Annotated in this window: 16 protein-coding genes, 1 tRNA gene and 1 pseudogene; 15 read left to right on the top strand and 3 right to left on the bottom strand. The window is 67.6% G+C overall.

Annotated features, from left to right (window positions below):
• The first annotated feature begins 60 nt into the window (after nucleotides 1-60).
• The 9 genes from AC1DHY_RS15475 to AC1DHY_RS15435 all read left to right on the top strand — a co-directional run bounded on the left by AC1DHY_RS15475 (nucleotide 61) and on the right by AC1DHY_RS15435 (nucleotide 8,152).
• Complete coding sequence (locus AC1DHY_RS15475) at nucleotides 61-960, top strand: ParA family protein (RefSeq protein ID WP_476903877.1); 900 nt, start codon at nucleotides 61-63, stop codon at nucleotides 958-960.
• 8 nt (nucleotides 961-968) lie between these two features.
• Nucleotides 969-1,817 (top strand): segregation and condensation protein A, encoded by an 849-nt coding sequence (locus tag AC1DHY_RS15470; protein ID WP_476879886.1) that lies wholly within the window; start codon nucleotides 969-971, stop codon nucleotides 1,815-1,817.
• Entirely contained in the window at nucleotides 1,814-2,467 is a 654-nt protein-coding gene (gene scpB / locus AC1DHY_RS15465; protein ID WP_476879885.1) for an SMC-Scp complex subunit ScpB, read from the top strand. The genes AC1DHY_RS15470 and scpB overlap by 4 nt, the downstream gene beginning before the upstream one ends.
• Before the next feature lie 110 nt (nucleotides 2,468-2,577).
• Nucleotides 2,578-3,777 carry a pseudouridine synthase gene (locus tag AC1DHY_RS15460; RefSeq protein ID WP_476879884.1) on the top strand — a complete coding sequence of 400 codons (1,200 nt, stop codon included), beginning with the start codon at nucleotides 2,578-2,580 and terminating at the stop codon, nucleotides 3,775-3,777.
• 3 nt (nucleotides 3,778-3,780) lie between these two features.
• Nucleotides 3,781-4,890: a prephenate dehydrogenase gene (locus AC1DHY_RS15455; RefSeq protein WP_476879883.1), complete on the top strand. Its 1,110-nt coding sequence runs from the start codon at nucleotides 3,781-3,783 to the stop codon at nucleotides 4,888-4,890.
• A complete protein-coding gene (gene cmk, locus AC1DHY_RS15450; RefSeq protein WP_476879882.1) occupies nucleotides 4,890-5,618 on the top strand; it encodes a (d)CMP kinase in 729 nt (242 codons plus the stop codon). Before AC1DHY_RS15455 ends, cmk begins: the two co-directional genes overlap by 1 nt.
• 49 nt (nucleotides 5,619-5,667) lie before the next feature.
• The gene (locus tag AC1DHY_RS15445; protein WP_476879887.1) at nucleotides 5,668-6,366 is read left to right on the top strand and encodes a lysophospholipid acyltransferase family protein; all 699 of its coding nucleotides are present in this window, start codon (nucleotides 5,668-5,670) and stop codon (nucleotides 6,364-6,366) included.
• Nucleotides 6,363-7,913, top strand: coding sequence for a ribosome biogenesis GTPase Der (gene der / locus AC1DHY_RS15440; protein WP_476903876.1), 1,551 nt, complete (start codon nucleotides 6,363-6,365; stop codon nucleotides 7,911-7,913). The genes AC1DHY_RS15445 and der overlap by 4 nt, the downstream gene beginning before the upstream one ends.
• A gap of 162 nt (nucleotides 7,914-8,075) precedes the next feature.
• A tRNA-Pro gene (locus tag AC1DHY_RS15435) sits at nucleotides 8,076-8,152 on the top strand.
• Nucleotides 8,153-8,249: 97 nt separating this feature from the next.
• On the opposite strand, the gene AC1DHY_RS15430 is transcribed toward AC1DHY_RS15435, so the two are convergent.
• The gene (locus tag AC1DHY_RS15430) at nucleotides 8,250-9,119 is read right to left on the bottom strand and encodes an Fpg/Nei family DNA glycosylase (RefSeq protein ID WP_476903875.1); all 870 of its coding nucleotides are present in this window, start codon (nucleotides 9,117-9,119) and stop codon (nucleotides 8,250-8,252) included.
• A 153-nt stretch (nucleotides 9,120-9,272) separates the two neighbouring features.
• On the opposite strand from AC1DHY_RS15430, the gene gcvH reads away from it, so the two are divergent.
• From gcvH to AC1DHY_RS15405, 5 genes are all read left to right on the top strand, one after another.
• Complete coding sequence (gene gcvH, locus AC1DHY_RS15425; RefSeq protein ID WP_476879787.1) at nucleotides 9,273-9,659, top strand: glycine cleavage system protein GcvH; 387 nt, start codon at nucleotides 9,273-9,275, stop codon at nucleotides 9,657-9,659.
• 177 nt (nucleotides 9,660-9,836) lie between these two features.
• Nucleotides 9,837-10,310: an FHA domain-containing protein gene (locus tag AC1DHY_RS15420; RefSeq protein ID WP_476879788.1), complete on the top strand. Its 474-nt coding sequence runs from the start codon at nucleotides 9,837-9,839 to the stop codon at nucleotides 10,308-10,310.
• Nucleotides 10,311-10,333: 23 nt separating this feature from the next.
• Nucleotides 10,334-11,050, top strand: a complete 717-nt coding sequence (ftsR, locus tag AC1DHY_RS15415) for a transcriptional regulator FtsR (RefSeq protein ID WP_476879789.1) — start codon at nucleotides 10,334-10,336, stop codon at nucleotides 11,048-11,050.
• Complete coding sequence (locus tag AC1DHY_RS15410; RefSeq protein ID WP_476879790.1) at nucleotides 11,050-11,553, top strand: bifunctional nuclease family protein; 504 nt, start codon at nucleotides 11,050-11,052, stop codon at nucleotides 11,551-11,553. Before ftsR ends, AC1DHY_RS15410 begins: the two co-directional genes overlap by 1 nt.
• A 264-nt stretch (nucleotides 11,554-11,817) precedes the next feature.
• Nucleotides 11,818-12,414, top strand: a complete 597-nt coding sequence (locus AC1DHY_RS15405; RefSeq protein ID WP_028275903.1) for a MerR family transcriptional regulator — start codon at nucleotides 11,818-11,820, stop codon at nucleotides 12,412-12,414.
• A gap of 113 nt (nucleotides 12,415-12,527) precedes the next feature.
• On the opposite strand, the gene AC1DHY_RS15400 is transcribed toward AC1DHY_RS15405, so the two are convergent.
• Complete coding sequence (locus AC1DHY_RS15400; RefSeq protein WP_476879792.1) at nucleotides 12,528-13,379, bottom strand: ParA family protein; 852 nt, start codon at nucleotides 13,377-13,379, stop codon at nucleotides 12,528-12,530.
• Between the two features lie 306 nt (nucleotides 13,380-13,685).
• On the opposite strand from AC1DHY_RS15400, the gene AC1DHY_RS15395 reads away from it, so the two are divergent.
• Nucleotides 13,686-17,081 (top strand): pyruvate carboxylase, encoded by a 3,396-nt coding sequence (locus AC1DHY_RS15395; RefSeq protein ID WP_476903874.1) that lies wholly within the window; start codon nucleotides 13,686-13,688, stop codon nucleotides 17,079-17,081.
• A 159-nt stretch (nucleotides 17,082-17,240) separates the two neighbouring features.
• Here AC1DHY_RS15395 and AC1DHY_RS15390 read toward each other — a convergent pair.
• Nucleotides 17,241-17,368, bottom strand: a pseudogene (locus AC1DHY_RS15390) (integrase core domain-containing protein); the annotation flags it as partial.

Here is a 17,368-nt window from a genome sequence, read left to right as displayed (position 1 = left end):
ACAGCAGCCAACAGGATCGGGCACTACAACATCACCGTCATCGAAAGTGTGGATAGATACGTGAGCAGCGAACAGGGTTCAGCCACTCTGGAAGGCACCGAGCTCGACCTGGACGACGCCATCATGGGCCCCACCGGGCGGCCCCTCCGCGAATTCCCGGAGCCGGCGCCGCTGTCATCCCACGGCCCCGCGCGCGTGATCGCCATGGTCAACCAGAAGGGCGGGGTGGGTAAAACCACGTCCACCATCAACCTGGCAGCCGCCCTGGCTGAATACGGCCGCCGCGTGCTGCTGGTCGACTTCGACCCGCAGGGCGCCCTCTCCGCCGGCCTGGGCACCAACCCGCACGAACTGGACCTCACCGTCTACAACGTGCTGATGGACCGCAAGGTGGACATCCGCGACGCCATCCAGAAGACCGGCGTCGAGAACGTGGACCTGCTGCCGGCGAACATCGACCTCTCGGCCGCCGAAGTCCAGCTGGTCAACGAAGTTGCCCGCGAACAGGTCCTCGACCGGGCCCTGAAGAAAGTCGAAGACGACTACGACGTCGTCCTCATCGACTGCCAGCCCTCGCTGGGCCTGCTCACCGTCAACGCCCTGACCGCCGCCCACGGCGTGGTCATCCCGCTGATCTGTGAATTCTTCGCCCTGCGCGCCGTGGCGCTGCTGGTCGAGACCATCGACAAGGTCCAGGACCGGCTGAACCCGCGCCTCCAGGTGGACGGCGTCCTCGCCACCATGTACGACGCCCGAACCCTGCACGGCCGCGAAGTCATCGCCCGGCTCGTCGAGGCGTTCGGGGACAAAGTCTTCGAAACCGTCATCAAACGCTCGATCAAGTTCGCTGACGCCACCGTCGCGGCCGAACCGATCACCAGCTACGCCGGCAACCACGCCGGCGCCGACGCCTACCGCCGCCTGGCCAAAGAGCTGATTTCGCGCGGCGGCGCGCCCTAAGCAGGGCCGTGGCGGCGACAGTGACCCCGACGGCGGAGCTGGCTCCGCCCGGGAAAAAGACCGGATTCGAGGTCCGGTTGGCCAATTTCACCGGGCCTTTCGACCTCCTGCTGGGACTAATCTCCAAGCACCAGCTGGACATCACCGAGGTGGCGCTGTCAACGGTCACCGATGAGTTCATCAAGTACACCAAGGGCCTGCGGCAGCTCGGGGAGGACTGGGCGCTGGATGAAGCCAGCGAATTCCTGGTCATCGCCGCCACCCTCCTGGACCTCAAGGCCGCCCGGCTGCTCCCCGCCGGTGAAGTCGAGGACGACGAGGACATCGCCCTGCTCGAAGCCCGCGACCTCCTCTTCGCCCGCCTGCTCCAGTACCGGGCCTTCAAACAGGTCGCCGGCCTCATGGGCACCACCCTGGAGCTGGAGGGGCGCCGCTATCCCCGGCAGGTAGCCCTGGAAGAACACTTCGCCGCCATGCTGCCGGACCTGGTCTGGAAACACACCCCGCAGCAGTTCGCCGCCCTGGCCGAGGCCGCCCTCACGCCCAAGGAAGCCGCCCCCACCGAGGTGGGCCTGGCGCACCTGCACGGAACGCCGGTGAGCGTCAAGGAACAGGCCGAAATCATCGGCCTCAGGCTGCGGCTGGGGTCGGCCCTGACGTTCCGGGCACTGATTGCCGACGCCGAATCCACCCTCGTGGTGGTGGCCAGGTTCCTCGCCCTGCTTGAGATGTTCCGGGACAAGGCCGTGGCCTTCGACCAGCTGCTTCCCCTGGGTGAACTGTCCGTGCACTGGACTGCCGACGATCCGGACTGGACCAGCGAGAAGCTGAGCGAAGAATACGAGGAGCAACCGTGACCGCAACACCTGGCAGCGCCGCCGCCGACACCACCGGAGCAGAGGGTCCAGACCTCACGGAACTGCCCGGCGGCGCCCGCGCCGCGCTCGAGGCGGTGCTGATGGTGATCGACCAGCCGGCCACCGCCCCGGAACTGGCCGCGGGCCTGAACCTGACCGTCGACGTCGTCGACTCCCTGCTGCAGGAATTGCAGCGGGAGTATAACGGCTATACTGGTAATGCCCCGGATGCGGAACCTACCGCCCCCCGGGGTTTTGAATTGCGGAACATCGCCGGAGGCTGGCGGATCTACTCCCGCGCCGAGTTCGCCGACATCGTCGGAGGATTCGTGCTGGAGGGCCAAACAGCCAGGCTGACGCAGGCGGCACTCGAAACGCTCGCCGTCATCGCCTACCGCCAGCCCGTCTCCAGGGCCAGGGTGTCCGCAATTAGAGGGGTCAACGTTGACTCCGTGGTGCGGACGCTGACACAGCGCGGCCTGATTGAGGATTCGGGAAACGATCCGGAGTCCGGGGCCATCCTGTACCGCACGACGTCGTATTTCCTCGAACGCATGGGAATCGGCTCGGTGGCTGAGTTGCCGCAGCTTTCACCCCATCTTCCTGGGCTCGAAGGCATAGCAGAGTTTTACGATGCAGGAAGAATGTAGGCAGCTCCACTGCCTGCGCACTGAAAATCCACCAGGGCAGAACCATTTGCCCGGCCGGTGGGGGACTGCCGTGAGGCAGCCGCCGCGGGCCACCAAACGAAGGACGGGTCATGACACAGGCGGGACGCCAGAGTTCACCACGTAACGGTTCCGGACGCACCGGCGCCGGACAGCAATCAGCTCGCACCCAGGGTGCGGGCGGCGCCGGCCGCGGCCAGCGCGACTTCCCCAAGGGCGGCGGGGACCGGCCGTTCAAGCGGCCCAAGCCGCGCGAAGAGGCTTTCGTCGATCCGGACCTGAACCCCGGCGGCGCTGCCCCGGACGCCGGCCGGAGCGGTGCCAAGCCCGCAGCCCGCAAGGCCCCTGCCCGCAAGGCAGCAGACCGCAAGCCCGGCGCGGGGAAAGCCCCCGGGACTCCGGGCGCGCTCAAGCCCAAGCCGCGCATCGGCGCCGGCGCGGCCAAAGCTACCGGTTCCAGCGCCTTCGGCGGCGAACGCTTCGGCCAGAACCTCGGTCCCGTCCGTAAGCCCACCCGCAAGCGTGGCCCGCGCGGTCCCGTGCCGCAGTCCGAGCTGCACGACGCCGACGGCGTCCGGCTCCAGAAAGTCATGGCCTCCGCCGGCGTCGCCTCGCGGCGTGTCTGCGAGGAGATGATCGCTGAAGGCCGTGTCGAGGTCGACGGCCAGGTCGTCACCGAGCTCGGCATGCGCGTGGACCCCAAGACCTCCGTGATCCACGTGGACGGCCTGCGCATCCAGCTGGACGAAAACATGGTCTACATGGTCTTCAACAAGCCCAAGGGTGTTGTCTCCACCATGGAGGACCCGGACGGCCGCCCGTGCATCAGCGACTTCGTGCGCAACCACCACGGCGAACGGCTCTTCCACGTCGGCCGGCTGGACGTCGCCACCGAAGGGCTGCTGCTGCTGACCAACGACGGCGAACTCGCCAACCGGCTCACGCACCCCTCCTACGAAGTGCCCAAGACCTACCTCGTGCAGGTCCGCGGGCCGTTCCCGCAGGGCGTCGGCGCCCAGCTCAAGGCCGGCGTCGAACTCGAGGACGGCATCGCCTCGGTGGACTCCTTCAAGCTCGTCGACTCCACCCCGGGCCACGTGCTGATCGAGGTCGTGCTGCACTCGGGCAAGAACCGGATCGTGCGGCGCCTCTTTGACGCCGTCGGTTTCCCTGTGCTGCGCCTGGTCCGCGTCAAGGTCGGTCCCATCGGCCTCGGCGACCAGCGCCAGGGCAGCATCCGCAACCTCGGCAAGCAGGAAGTCGGCCACCTGCTGGCATCCGTGGGGCTCTAAGGCATGTCCGCATTTCGCACCCACGGCCGCGGCCACCTGAACGGGCCGGTCGTCGTCGTGGGCACGGGACTGCTGGGGACCAGCATCGGACTGGGACTGCGGGGCCGCGGCGTCGCTGTGTTCCTCTCCGACCCGTCGCCCACCAACCAGGCCGTCGCCGTCGACATCGGCGCCGGCCTGCCGTTGGCGCGCCTTGGCGGCGAATCCCCGGAACTCGTGGTGGTCGCAGCGCCGCCGGACGTGACCGCCGACGTCGTCGCCCGTGCCCTCACGGACTACCCCGACGCCGTTGTGGTGGACATTGCCAGCGTCAAAGCCGGCATCCAGTCGGAACTGCGCGAACGCGGCGCCGACCTCGGCCGGTACGTGGGTACCCACCCGATGGCGGGACGGGAGAAGTCCGGCCCGGTCGCGGCCCGCGGTGAACTGTTCACCTCGATGCCGTGGGTGCTGTGCCCCACCGACGAAACCCGGCCCGAAGCCCTCCAGGCCGCCCGCGCCCTGGCGAGTGACCTGGGCGCCGTCGTCGCCGAATTTGGCGCCGACGAACATGACGAAGCCGTGGCCCTGGTCTCGCACCTGCCGCAGGTGATGTCTTCCCTGGTCGCCAGCAGGCTGCAGGGAACGCCGCTGCATGCGTTGTCGCTGGCCGGCAACGGACTGCGTGACGTCACCAGGATCGCGGCGAGCGATCCCACGCTGTGGGTGCAGATCCTCGGCGCCAACGCCGGCAAGGTCGTGGAGATCCTGCACGGTGTCCGCGAGGACCTGAACCGGCTGATCGGCACCCTCGAGGACCCCTCAGCGCCCGGTGCGCGGCTGGACCTCGCCCAGCTCATCAGCGAAGGCAACGCCGGCCAGGCCCGGATCCCGGGCAAGCACGGCGGACCGCCGCAGGCCTACTCCTGGCTGACAGTCCTGGTGGACGACACGCCCGGCCAGATCGCCCGGCTCCTGACCGAGATCGGCGAAATCGGCGTCAACCTCGAGGACCTCCGGCTGGATCACTCCTCAGGACAGAATGTCGGCATGGTGGAACTCTCCGTGCTGCCGAACAAACACGAACTGCTCATTGAAGCCCTCAACGACCGTGGATGGCGGGTACTCCAGTAATGACCCAGGAACTCATTGAAACGGTGGACGTCGTCCGCCCCGGCAAGAGCCTGGTGGTGGCCATTGACGGCCCCTCCGGCTCCGGCAAGTCCAGCGTCAGCAAGGAGGTGGCCCGCCGGCTCCGGCTCGCGTACCTCGACACCGGAGCCATGTACCGGGCGCTGACCTGGTTCTGCCTGGACAGCGGCATGGACCTCGCGGACAGTGAAGCCATCGAAGCTGCGGCTGAAGGCTTCCAGCTCGAGATCAGCACCAGCCCGCAGGAAGAGTACGTCCGCGTCGCCGGCGTCGACATCACCGAGGCCATCCGCGAACCGGCCATCTCCTCGGCGGTCAGTGCCATCGCCACCACCCTCGGCGCCCGGACCGAACTGATCCGCCGGCAGCGCGAGCTGATCGAAAAGCACCACCGCCGCATGGTGGTGGAGGGCAGGGACATCACCACCGTCGTCGCGCCCAACGCAGAGGTCCGGATGCTGCTCACCGCCAGCGAGGAGGCCCGGCTGCGCCGCCGCGGCATCCAGCTCGGCGGAAGCCAGAACGCCGAGCAGCTCGCCGCGCAGGTCACCGCCCGGGACGCCAAGGACTCCACCGTGGTGAACTTCACCCAGGCCGCCGACGGCGTGGTGACCCTGGACTCCTCGGACCTCGACTTCGCCCAGACCGTGGACGCGGCCCTCGGGATTGTGCACCGGGTCATCAACCACACGGTCCTGGCCCGTGACTGAGGCCTCCGGCGCGGGACGGCTGCCGGGGCGGTGGTTCCTGCACGGAACCATGGCCTGGAGCCGGCCGATCGGCTGGATCCTGGACCACGTGGTGTACCGGACCGCCATCAAGGGCCGCGCCAACGTCCCGGCGGCCGGGCCGGTGATCTTCGCAGGCAACCACATCAGCTTCCTTGACGGGCCCGTGATGTTCGGGGCAGCGCCGCGACCAATGCACATCTTCGTCAAGAGGGAGATGTTCAAGGGCTTCCTCGGCCGGGTCCTTACGGTCTCCGGCCAGCTGGCCGTGGACCGGTCCGGTGACCGGGCGGCCCTGCAGCGGGCCAAGGCAGTGCTCGACGCCGGACGGTGCGTTGGGATACTTCCCGAAGGCACCCGGGGGAGCGGCGAGGCAGCCAGCATCAACAACGGGGTGGCGTGGCTCGCCCTGAACTCCGGAGCCACCGTCATCCCGGTCGCGATCCTGGGAACCCGGATCAGCGGCGAGCACCTCAACACCGTTCCCCGTCCCGGCCGCCGGCTGCACGTCAGCTTCGGCCCGGCCCTCACCGTCAGCCGCAGGCCCGGAGAGACCGGGCGTGCTTCAATGGACAGGGTGGGAACCGAGATTCGGGCCGCCCTGGCGCGGCACGTCCAGGACACGGTCCGGTGCAGCGGGCAGCGCCTGCCCGACGCGGATTCCCCGCAAGAACTTCAGACAGCAGTAGCCGGGACGCCGGCAGATCACCACCTAAGGAAAGTGCAATGAGCGATACGACTCAAACCCCCGGCCATTTTGGCGCCGGCGAAGACGAATACACGCCCACCGGCACGGACCAGGTGGCTGAGAACCTCGCCGCACTGGACGACGAGGAAGCCGAGCTCCGCGCGGCCTCCCTCCGGGCCGGCCTGGACGACTACGACCTCGACGAGGACGACGCGGCCCTCCTCAGCGGCCGCTACGAGGACGAGGACTTTGACGGTCCGGTCAGGCTCGACCCGGTCCTGGCCATCATCGGCCGCCCGAACGTTGGCAAGTCCACCCTGGTCAACCGCATTCTCGGCCGGCGCGAAGCCGTCGTCGAGGACACTCCCGGCGTCACCCGCGACCGGGTGATGTATTCGGCACACTGGAACGGCCGGAACTTCACCGTTGTGGACACCGGCGGCTGGGAGCACGACGCCCGCGGCATCCACGCCCGCGTCGCCGAGCAGGCCGAGATGGCCGTGGAACTCGCCGATGCCGTGCTGTTCGTGGTGGACTCCGCCGTTGGCGCGACCGCCACGGACGAGGGCGTTATGAAGATGCTGCGCAAGTCCAAGAAGCCGGTCATCATGGTGGCCAACAAGGTGGACGACTTCGTCCAGGAGGCCGACTCGGCCGCCCTGTGGGGCCTTGGCTTCGGCGAGCCGTACCCGGTGTCCGCCCTGCACGGCCGCGGCGTTGCCGACCTGCTGGACCACGTGATGGACACCCTGCCTGAGTTCTCCACGATTGAGGGCCTGGAGCGCACCGGCGGCCCCCGCCGGATCGCCCTGATCGGCCGCCCGAACGTCGGAAAGTCCTCACTGCTGAACAAGCTCGCTGGTTCCGAACGCGTCGTCGTCGACAACACGGCCGGGACCACCCGCGACCCGGTCGATGAGTTCATCGAACTCGGCGGACGCACCTGGCGTTTTGTGGACACGGCAGGCATCCGCCGCCGCCAGCACATGGCCCAGGGCGCGGACTTCTACGCCTCCCTGCGCACGCAGAGCGCACTTGAAAAGGCCGAGGTGGCCGTTGTGCTCCTCGCCGTGGACGAGGTCCTCAGCGAACAGGACGTCCGCATCCTGCAGCTGGCGATCGAATCCGGCCGCGCGCTGGTCCTCGCGTTCAACAAGTGGGACCTGCTCGACGACGAACGCCGCACCTACCTGGAACGCGAAATCGAACAGGACCTGGCCCACGTGGCCTGGGCTCCCCGCGTCAACATCTCCGCCAAGACCGGCTGGCACAAGGACCGCCTGGTTCCTGCCCTGGATACCGCCCTGGAGAGCTGGGACAAGCGCATCCCCACCGGCCGCCTGAACGCGTTCCTCGGCGAACTGGTCGCGGCACACCCGCACCCGGTCCGCGGCGGCAAGCAGCCCCGCATCCTCTTCGGCACCCAGGCCTCGAGCCGCCCGCCGAAGTTCGTGCTGTTCACCACCGGCTTCCTCGATCCCGGGTACCGCCGCTTCATCACCCGCCGGCTCCGGGAAACGTTCGGCTTCGAGGGCACGCCCATCGAGGTCAACATGCGGGTCCGGGAAAAGCGCGGCAAGAAGCGTTAGTTCCGGCACCCGCCGAGGGAAAAGTTCCCGTGACATGGTCAAAGTGTCACGGGCACCCTCCGGAATCGTGTAAGCTTTTGGAGGTGGTTCGGCCGGACTGCTCGGATGAATTCTTTTGGTCAAACAAGGGAAATCATGGTGAGCGGAGAACGGCGGAACCAGCGGGCTGTAGCGCAGCTTGGTAGCGCACTTGACTGGGGGTCAAGGGGTCGCAGGTTCAAATCCTGTCAGCCCGACCAACAAGAAAGTACCCCGCCATTCCGGCAACGGAGTGGCGGGGTTTTCTGTTTCGCGCAACGGACCCCGACGCCGAACCGCCGCCCGCGCGGGCAGTTCCTACTTCAGGAACCTCGACGTCCGGCGGTCCGCCAGGATCTTCCCCTTGGTCTGGCAGGTGGGGCAATATTGCAGCGCTGTGTCCGCAAACGACACTTCCCGGACGGTGTCCCCGCAGACCGGGCAGTCCTGCCCGGCCCGCCCGTGCACCCGCATGTGGCTCCGCTTCGCATCCTTCAGCTCACCCGGCGGTTTCCCCTTTGCCTCCGCCAGTGCCGCGCCGAGGACATCGTGGATGGCGTCATAAAGGCGCCGCACCACCTCCGGTTCCAGGGAGCCCGCGATCGCAAATGGCGAGATTTTGGCCGCGTGCAGGATCTCATCGCTATACGCGTTCCCGATGCCCGCCATGATGCCTTGGCTGCGCAGTACACCCTTGATCTGCTGCGAACTGGACGACAGGATCCCGGCAAGGGTGTCGACGTCGAACCCGGGACTGAAAGGATCGGGGCCGAGCGCCGCGATACCGGGCACGTCGGCGGGCTCCCGGACCACATACATGGCCAGGCTCTTTTTGGTCCCGGCCTCCGTAAGGTCCAGGTCGACCGGGCCCGTCCCTGTCGAGAACGAGAGCCGCGCCGCGAGGTGTCCGCCGCCCATCTTCAGCGCCGCGCCGGTGGGGGAGTCAGTGAAGCGGACCCAGCCCGCCCGGGCCAGGTGGAAGACCAGATGCAGCCCGTCCGCTTCCACGTCCAGGAACTTGCCGTGCCGGCGAACCCCGGTCACTGTCGTGCCTTCGAGGGCGGAGACCGGCGGATCCGCGGTCTTCAGCACGGCGAAGGAGACAATCTGGACTTTCGCCACCACAGCACCGCGCAGCCGGGTGTCGAGGAAGGCCGCCAGGGCCGCTACTTCCGGGAGCTCAGGCATGGGCAGTTCCGACCCGAACGCGTGCACGTGCTGCCATGGCCCCATCATGCCAGAGTCCTGCCGGGCCCCGGGCGGATATGCCTATACTTTCAGCGGCGGCCCGTTCGATCGGCCGCCGTCGACCCAGGTGATTGACCCGACGAAAGGCCCGTCATGAGCAACATTCCCGAAGAGCTGTCCTACACCGCGGAACACGAGTGGATTTCCGCCCCCAATGCCGACGGCGTGGTGCGGGTGGGGATCACCGACTTCGCCCAGGACGCGCTGGGTGACGTTGTCTACGCCCAGATGCCGGAAGTCGGCACCGAGGTCAAGGCCAACGACGTCGTCGGCGAAGTCGAGTCCACCAAGAGCGTCAGCGACATCTACGCCCCGGTCAGCGGCGAGGTGGTGGCCCGCAACGAGTCACTGGACACTGATTCGGCCCTGATTAACTCGGATCCGTACGGCGAGGGCTGGCTGATCGAAATCAAGCTCGCAGAGGCCGACGCCGTCGAGTCGTTGCTCAGTGCATCGGAGTACGAACAGCAGGTAGGCTAAAGGGAAGGTCTCCGGGCCGTGTTACTGGACACATCAGTTGTAGGCCACAGGAGTTGGTGGCCGCAGCGGTTGCTGGGCGCAGTACCGGCCGGGGGCTGACTACCGGATCCGCCAGGCGTTTCCGGACGGCATGCGTTGTTTGCAGGGGGGACACCTGCAACGAATGAGGAGGACTCAATGGTTGGGCACGGACAGAACGACACCGGTGGATACGGCACGGGTGGAGTGAATGCCTCGGAGACCACATCGATCCATCTCACCCCCGTCCGCGACGAGCCGACCCTCACCCCGAAGGTTTCGGTCGAGGAACGCACCGCGATTGAATCCCTGCCGGCGGGCTCCGCCCTGCTGGTGGCCCACAGCGGCCCGAACGCCGGCGCCCGGTTCCTGCTGGACTCCGACACCACGACGGCGGGCCGCCACCCGGACGCCGACATTTTCCTCGACGACGTCACGGTCTCGCGCCGGCACGTCGAATTCCGCCGCACGGCGCGCAGTTTCGAGGTCGTCGACACCGGGAGCCTCAACGGCACCTACGTCAATCACGACCGTGTCGACAGCGTGGAGCTGAAGTCCGGTAACGAGGTGCAGATCGGCAAGTTCCGGCTCACCTTCTACCTCAGCCCTGCTCGTACCGCAGGCAACGTCTGATATCGGGGTAGCTGCCTGTGGCGATGGCACAAGCCGAGCGGCGCGGACCCCAGGTCCTGAACATCGGGGAAGTCCTGGCTCAGCTAAGCGACGACTTCCCCTCCATGACCGCGTCGAAAATCAGGTTCCTGGAGGAAAAGGGACTCATTAACCCGCAGCGGACCCCCGCCGGGTACCGGCAGTATTCGGAGAGCGACGTCGAACGCCTGCGCTTTGTGCTGGCCCTGCAGCGGGACCAGTACCTGCCGCTGAAGGTCATCAAGGACTACCTCGACGCAATTGACCGCGGGGAACGGCCCGAGAACCTCCCGCCCGGGGTGACGGTGTCGCCGCGGATCGTCTCGGACCAGCTTGCCGCCGAATTGAACCACCGGGTCCGCCTGCTCACCGCCGAACAGCTGCGTGCCGAGTCCGGGGCGAGTGTGCCCCTGCTGGAATCCCTGCTTAGCTTCGGCCTGATCGGGCACGTCAACGGAAAGTTCGACGAGCACGCCCTGCAAGTTGCCCGCGCCTGCGTCCAGCTGGAGGGCCATGGCCTGGAACCGCGCCACCTCAGGCCCTTCCAGGCCGCCGCCGACCGCGAATTCGGCCTGGTGGAGCGCGCCGTGGCCACCCTGACATCGCGGAAGGACGCAGCCTCGCACGCCCGCGCTGCCGAGGCCGCCCGGGAAATCAGCGAACTCTGCCTGTCGCTGCACCGCGCCCTGGTCCAGGACCGCATCTCAAGGATGGACAGCTGATGATTGAGGTGGAGATCGTTGGCGTCCGGATCGAACTGCCCTCCAACCAGCCGCTGGTACTGCTCAAGGAGATGCACGGCGAACGGCACGTTCCGATCTGGATCGGCACCCCGGAGGCCAGCGCGATTGCCCTCGCCCAGCAGGGTGTGGTCCCGCCCCGGCCCATGACCCACGACCTCCTCGTCGATGTGGTCGAGGCCCTGGGCCACACGATCGTCAGCGTCAACATCGTCGCGGTCGAGGACAACATCTTCTACGGCCAGCTCCAGTTCGAGGACGGCACCACCGTCAGCTCCAGGGCCTCGGACGCGCTGGCCTTGGCCCTGCGGGCCAAGTGCCGGATCTGGTGTGCGGACGCCGTGATGGACGAAGCGGGCGTCCGGATCACTGAGCACGACGACGGCGAGGAAGCCCAGCCGGGTCCCGCCGTCGACGAAGAAGGGGAGCTGCGCCGCTTCCGTGAGTTCCTGGACGACGTCGAACCGGAAGATTTTGCCGGCTGACACGCCCCAAAGCTTAAAGTCGAGGTCGAAACTTTCGACACGCCCCGGCAATAGCCCCAACGTCTTTGACCTTCGGCCCCGGCAGGCCTAACGTCGGAGGTACAAGTTCCCATTGCATACAACAGCCGTGCAAGTCACACTGGAAAGTGCAGCCGGAACCGAAACTTCACGGATCATTCACGTGCGGTCTTGGTCCGTCTCCTGTCCCGGATACCGCGGCGTTGCTGCAAGTTCCCGCGGGAACTCATGACAAGGAGGATCCACGTGAGTCCGAAAGGCGAAGCAGGCGAGCTCAAGCAGGCCTCGACGGCAGGCGTTGCTGTGCCCGCAAGCGGTGCCCAAGGCCTGCTCTTCACCGAGGATCTTCCCGTCCTGGACGAGGACGCGGGCTACCGTGGCCCGACCGCGTGCAAGGCGGCCGGCATCACCTACCGCCAGCTCGACTACTGGGCCCGTACCGGGCTGGTCGAACCTGCCGTGCGCGGCGCCGCCGGCTCCGGCTCCCAGCGTCTGTACGGTTTCCGCGACATCCTGGTCCTGAAAGTCGTCAAGCGGCTCCTGGATACCGGCGTTTCGCTGCAGCAGATCCGCACGGCGGTTGAGCACCTCCGTGAACGCGGGGTCGAGGACCTCGCCCAGATCACCCTTATGAGCGACGGTGCCAGCGTCTACGAGTGCACGTCGGCGGACGAGGTCATTGACCTGGTACAGGGCGGCCAGGGTGTCTTTGGCATCGCCGTCGGCCGTGTCTGGCGCGAAGTCGAAGGAAGCCTAGCAGCCCTCCCGAGCGAGCACGCTGCGGACCAGTCCTTCCCGGACGACGAGCTCAGCAAGCGCCGGGCCGCCCGCAAGATCGGCTAGCACAGCCCAAAATTCCACCTAAAAACGCGGGGCCACACTGTGGCCCCGCGTTTTTTGTTTGCCTGTTTTTTGTTTGCCGGTTGTATTGGCCTAATCGCCGGGGCCGGCCGGGGCTAGCGCTGGCTGCGGTTGCGGACCATACCAGCCGCCGCCAGTTCACCGGCGGTGCTGGTGCCCATCACATTGGCGAGCAGGCTGTCGAACAGCGCTGCGGCGTTCTTGGCGGAGTCACCGGGCCAGTGGTGGACCGAGTGGGCGGCGCCCTGGATCTGCTGCCAGTTCGCCTGCTCGGGAATGTGCGGGGTGAGCAGCAGTTCGCCGAACATGGACTGCATCTCGGCCAGCCGGAAGGTGTGCTCTGCGGAGCCGGACCGCACCCGGTTGGCCACAATGCCGGCCGGCGCCAGCGCGGGCGCGAACTCCTGCCGGAAGAGCTGGATGGCGCGCATGGTGCGTTCGGTGCCGGCCACGGAGAACAGCCCCGGTTCGGCCACGAGGGCCACCTTGTCGCTGGCAGACCAGGCCATCCTGGTCAGGCCGTTCAGCGACGGCGGGCAGTCGATGAGGACCAGGTCGTAGTGCCCCACGCTGGCAAGGACCGTGGAGAGGCGCCGCAGATCGCGCCGGCCAAGGTCCGGCCGGTCGTAGATGCCGGTGTATGCGGAGCCGATGGCCACATCGAGAACCGGCGCGGCGCCGTCGGCCGTTGCGCCGGCCAGGTGCTCCACCCATCCGCTGGGGACCACGTTCTCGGCAAGGTGGGCCTTGCGCGGCGCTTTGATCATCCGGCCGATGTCCAGCTGCCCGTCGGGGCGGACGCCGAGGGCCGTGCTGGCATCCGCATGCGGGTCCAGGTCGACCACGAGGGTGGGGATGCCGGCTGCGAGTGCTGCCGACGCCAGTCCGGTTGTCACGGATGTCTTGCCGACCCCGCCTTTGAGGCTGCTGATGCTGACTACTTGCACTTGAAAAACCAATACCTAACGCCGGTTGCCGAGACTGGGTCATGCCGGCCCGTGCGTTCCTCCGGACCGGGGCGTGCGTGCGCCACCCACCACCTCATCATATGTGGACCGGGCGCCTTAACCCGTCTCATCCTCTCCGGCGGGGGCCCGAACAGGCCCCGGGAGCCCGGATCGGCGCCGATCTGCCGTCTGCCGCGGAAATGACGCATAATGCTGTGACGGGCACCACAATGATTTGTGTTTGCGCACACCAGTCCTAGAAACTGTGACCACTTACCGAACCGCCCGCAATGATGCAGGAGAAGTATGTTTTCCAAGATTCTGGTGGCTAACCGCGGCGAAATCGCGATCCGTGCTTTCCGGGCCAGCTACGAGCTGGGTGCCAAGACCGTTGCAGTGTTCCCGACCGAGGACCGTAATTCGATCCACCGCCAGAAAGCCGACGAGGCATATCTGATCGGCGAAGAGGGCCATCCCGTCCGGGCCTACCTCGACGTCGACGAGGTGGTCCGCGTGGCGAAAGAGGCCGGGGCTGACGCCATCTACCCGGGCTACGGGTTCCTCTCCGAAAACCCGAACCTCGCCCGCGCCGCGGCCGCAGCCGGCATTACCTTCGTCGGGCCGCCGGCTGAGGTCCTGGAGCTGGCCGGCAACAAGGTGGCCGCCCTGGAGGCCGCCCGCAAGGCCGGCGTCCCGGTCCTGAAGTCCAGCCAGCCGTCCAAGGACCTCGACGAACTCATCGCGGCCGCGGACGAGATCGGCTTCCCCATCTTCGCCAAAGCCGTCGCAGGCGGCGGCGGCCGCGGCATGCGCCGGGTGGACACCCGGGAGGCCCTGCCCGAGGCCCTGCAGGCCGCCATGCGCGAGGCGGATGCGGCGTTCGGCGACCCCACGATGTTCCTCGAGCAGGCTGTCCTGCGGCCGCGGCACATCGAGGTCCAGATCCTCGCTGACGCCAAGGGCAACGTCATGCACCTCTTCGAACGCGACTGCTCCATCCAGCGCCGCCACCAGAAGGTCATCGAAATCGCGCCGGCGCCGAACCTTGACGAGGGTATCCGGCAGGCCCTCTACCGGGACGCGGTGAAGTTCGCCAAGGCCCTGAACTACGTCAACGCCGGCACTGTCGAGTTCCTGGTGGACACTGTGGGTGAACGGGCCGGCCAGCACGTGTTCATCGAGATGAACCCGCGCATCCAGGTTGAGCACACGGTCACCGAGGAAGTCACCGACGTCGACCTCGTCCAGGCCCAGCTGCGCATCGCCTCGGGGGAGACCCTGGCTGACCTGGGCCTGTCCCAGGAGACCGTCAAGCTCAACGGCGCCGCACTGCAGTCCCGCATCACCACAGAGGACCCGGCCAATGGCTTCCGGCCCGACGTCGGCAAGATCACCGGCTACCGCTCGGCGGGCGGCGCCGGCGTCCGGCTCGACGGCGGAACCGTGTACTCGGGCGCCGAGATCAGCCCGCACTTTGACTCGATGCTGGTCAAACTCACGTGCCGCGGACGCGACTACGCCACCGCCGTCGCCCGCGCCCGGCGCGCCCTGGCCGAGTTCCGTATCCGCGGTGTGTCCACCAACATCTCCTTCCTCCAGGCCGTCCTGGACGACCCGGACTTCGTTGCCGGCAACGTCGCCACCTCGTTCATCGACGAGCGCCCGGAACTGCTCAAGGCCCGCGTCTCCGCCGACCGCGGGACCAAGCTGCTGACCTGGCTCGCCGAGGTCACCGTCAACAAGCCCAACGGCGAGCTCACGGTGCACACCGACCCCGCGGACAAGCTGCCGGCCCTCGAGGATGCCGACGCCCCCGCAGGGTCGCGGCAGCGGCTGCTCGAACTCGGGCCGGAGGGCTTCGCGAAGGCCCTCCGCGGCCAGGAGGGCGTCGCTGTCACCGACACCACCTTCCGTGACGCGCACCAGTCCCTGCTGGCCACGCGCGTCCGTACCCGCGACCTGGTGGCCGCGGCCCCCGCTGTCTCCAAGATGCTTCCCGAACTGCTCTCCGTCGAGGCCTGGGGCGGAGCGACTTACGACGTCGCGCTGCGCTTCCTCGGCGAGGACCCCTGGGACCGCCTGGCCGCCCTCCGCAAGGCCCTGCCCAACATCTGCCTGCAGATGCTGCTCCGCGGCCGGAACACCGTCGGCTACACGCCGTACCCGGAGGAGGTGACGGTGGCCTTCGTGAATGAGGCCGCCGCGACCGGCATCGACATCTTCCGGATCTTCGACGCCCTGAACGACGTCAACCAGATGGCCCCCGCCATCCGCGCCGTCCGCGACACCGGCACGGCCGTGGCCGAGGTCGCACTGTGCTACACCGCGGACATGCTGGACCCGGAGGAAAAGCTCTACACCCTCGACTACTACCTGGACCTGGCCCAGAAGATCGTCGACGCCGGCGCGCACATCCTCGCCATCAAGGACATGGCGGGACTGCTGCGTCCGGCAGCCGCCGCCCGGCTGGTGAGCGCCCTGCGGGAGAAATTCGACCTCCCGGTGCACCTGCACACCCACGACACCACCGGCGGCCAGCTGGCCACTTTGCTGGCGGCCGTGGATGCCGGGGTGGACGCCGTCGACGTCGCATCCGCGTCCCTGGCCGGCACCACCAGCCAGCCGTCCGCCTCAGCACTGGTCGCGGCGCTGGCCCACACCCCGCGCGACACCGGGCTGAGCCTGGCGAACGTGTGTGCCCTGGAGCCCTACTGGGAGGCCGTACGGCGGGTCTATGCCCCGTTCGAATCCGGACTGCCGGGCCCCACAGGCCGGGTCTACCGGCACGAAATCCCCGGCGGCCAGCTCTCCAACCTGCGGCAGCAGGCCATCGCGCTGGGACTGGGAGAACGGTTCGAGGCCATCGAGGACATGTACACCTCCGCGGACCGTATCCTGGGCCGGCTGGTCAAGGTCACCCCGTCATCGAAGGTGGTGGGCGACCTCGCCCTGCACCTGGTGGGCCTCAACGCCGACCCGGCCGATTTCAACGAGAACCCGCAGAAGTACGACATCCCGGACTCCGTGATCGGCTTCCTGTCCGGCGAACTCGGCGATCCTCCCGGCGGCTGGCCGGAGCCGTTCCGGACCAAGGCGCTGCAGGGCCGCAGCGTCAAGGTCCGCGACGTTGAGCTCAGCGCCGAAGACAGCGCCGCGCTCAAGGGCGACTCCAAAACGGTGCAGCAGACCCTCAACCGGCTGCTCTTCGCCGGTCCCACCAAGGACTACCAGAAGAGCGTGGAGGCGTACGGCAACCTCTCCGTCCTCGACACCCGCGACTACCTCTTCGGCCTGCAGCGCGGCGCCGAGCACGAGATCGAGCTGGAGAAGGGCGTCCGCCTGATCGCCTCGCTCGAGGCCGTGTCCGAACCCGACGAGAAGGGCATGCGCACCGTCATGTGCACCCTGAACGGCCAGTCCCGGCCCGTGGTGGTCCGTGACCGGTCCGTCGTGAGCAACGTCAAGGCCGCCGAACGTGCCGACGCCTCCCAGCCGGGCCAGGTGGCCGCACCGTTCGCCGGCGCCGTCACCCTGACCGTCAAGGCCGGGGACAAGGTCAACGCCGGCGATACCGTCGCGACCATCGAAGCCATGAAGATGGAAGCTTCCATCACGACGCCGGTCGCCGGCACTGTCTCGAGGCTCGCCGTGGGCGCCGTGGAACAGGTCCAGGGCGGGGACCTGCTGCTGGTCGTGGAGTAACGCCCGGCCGGGCCTAGAAGGGCCAGGCGCAGAGCGCACAGACGAAAGGGCTCCTCCGGCTTTTGCCGGGGGAGCCCTTTCTAATGTGGTTGCTGCTGTGCGTTGCCGGGCTGTGCTGTGCTGCCCTGCGACGCTCGGCCTAGGTGTACTGGGCCACAAGGTTGGTGACACTCGGTTGATGGGTGTGGTGCCGATGCCGGTGTGGATGCGTTCAGTGTTGTAGTGCTTGAGCCAGGGCGCAAGGGCGGCTTGGCGGTGGTTGCTGCTGGTGAAGGTCTGCCGGTAGG

It is taken from the genome of Arthrobacter sp. 05L44 (assembly GCF_056397605.1).
This window is presented reverse-complemented; position numbering and strand designations above follow the sequence as displayed.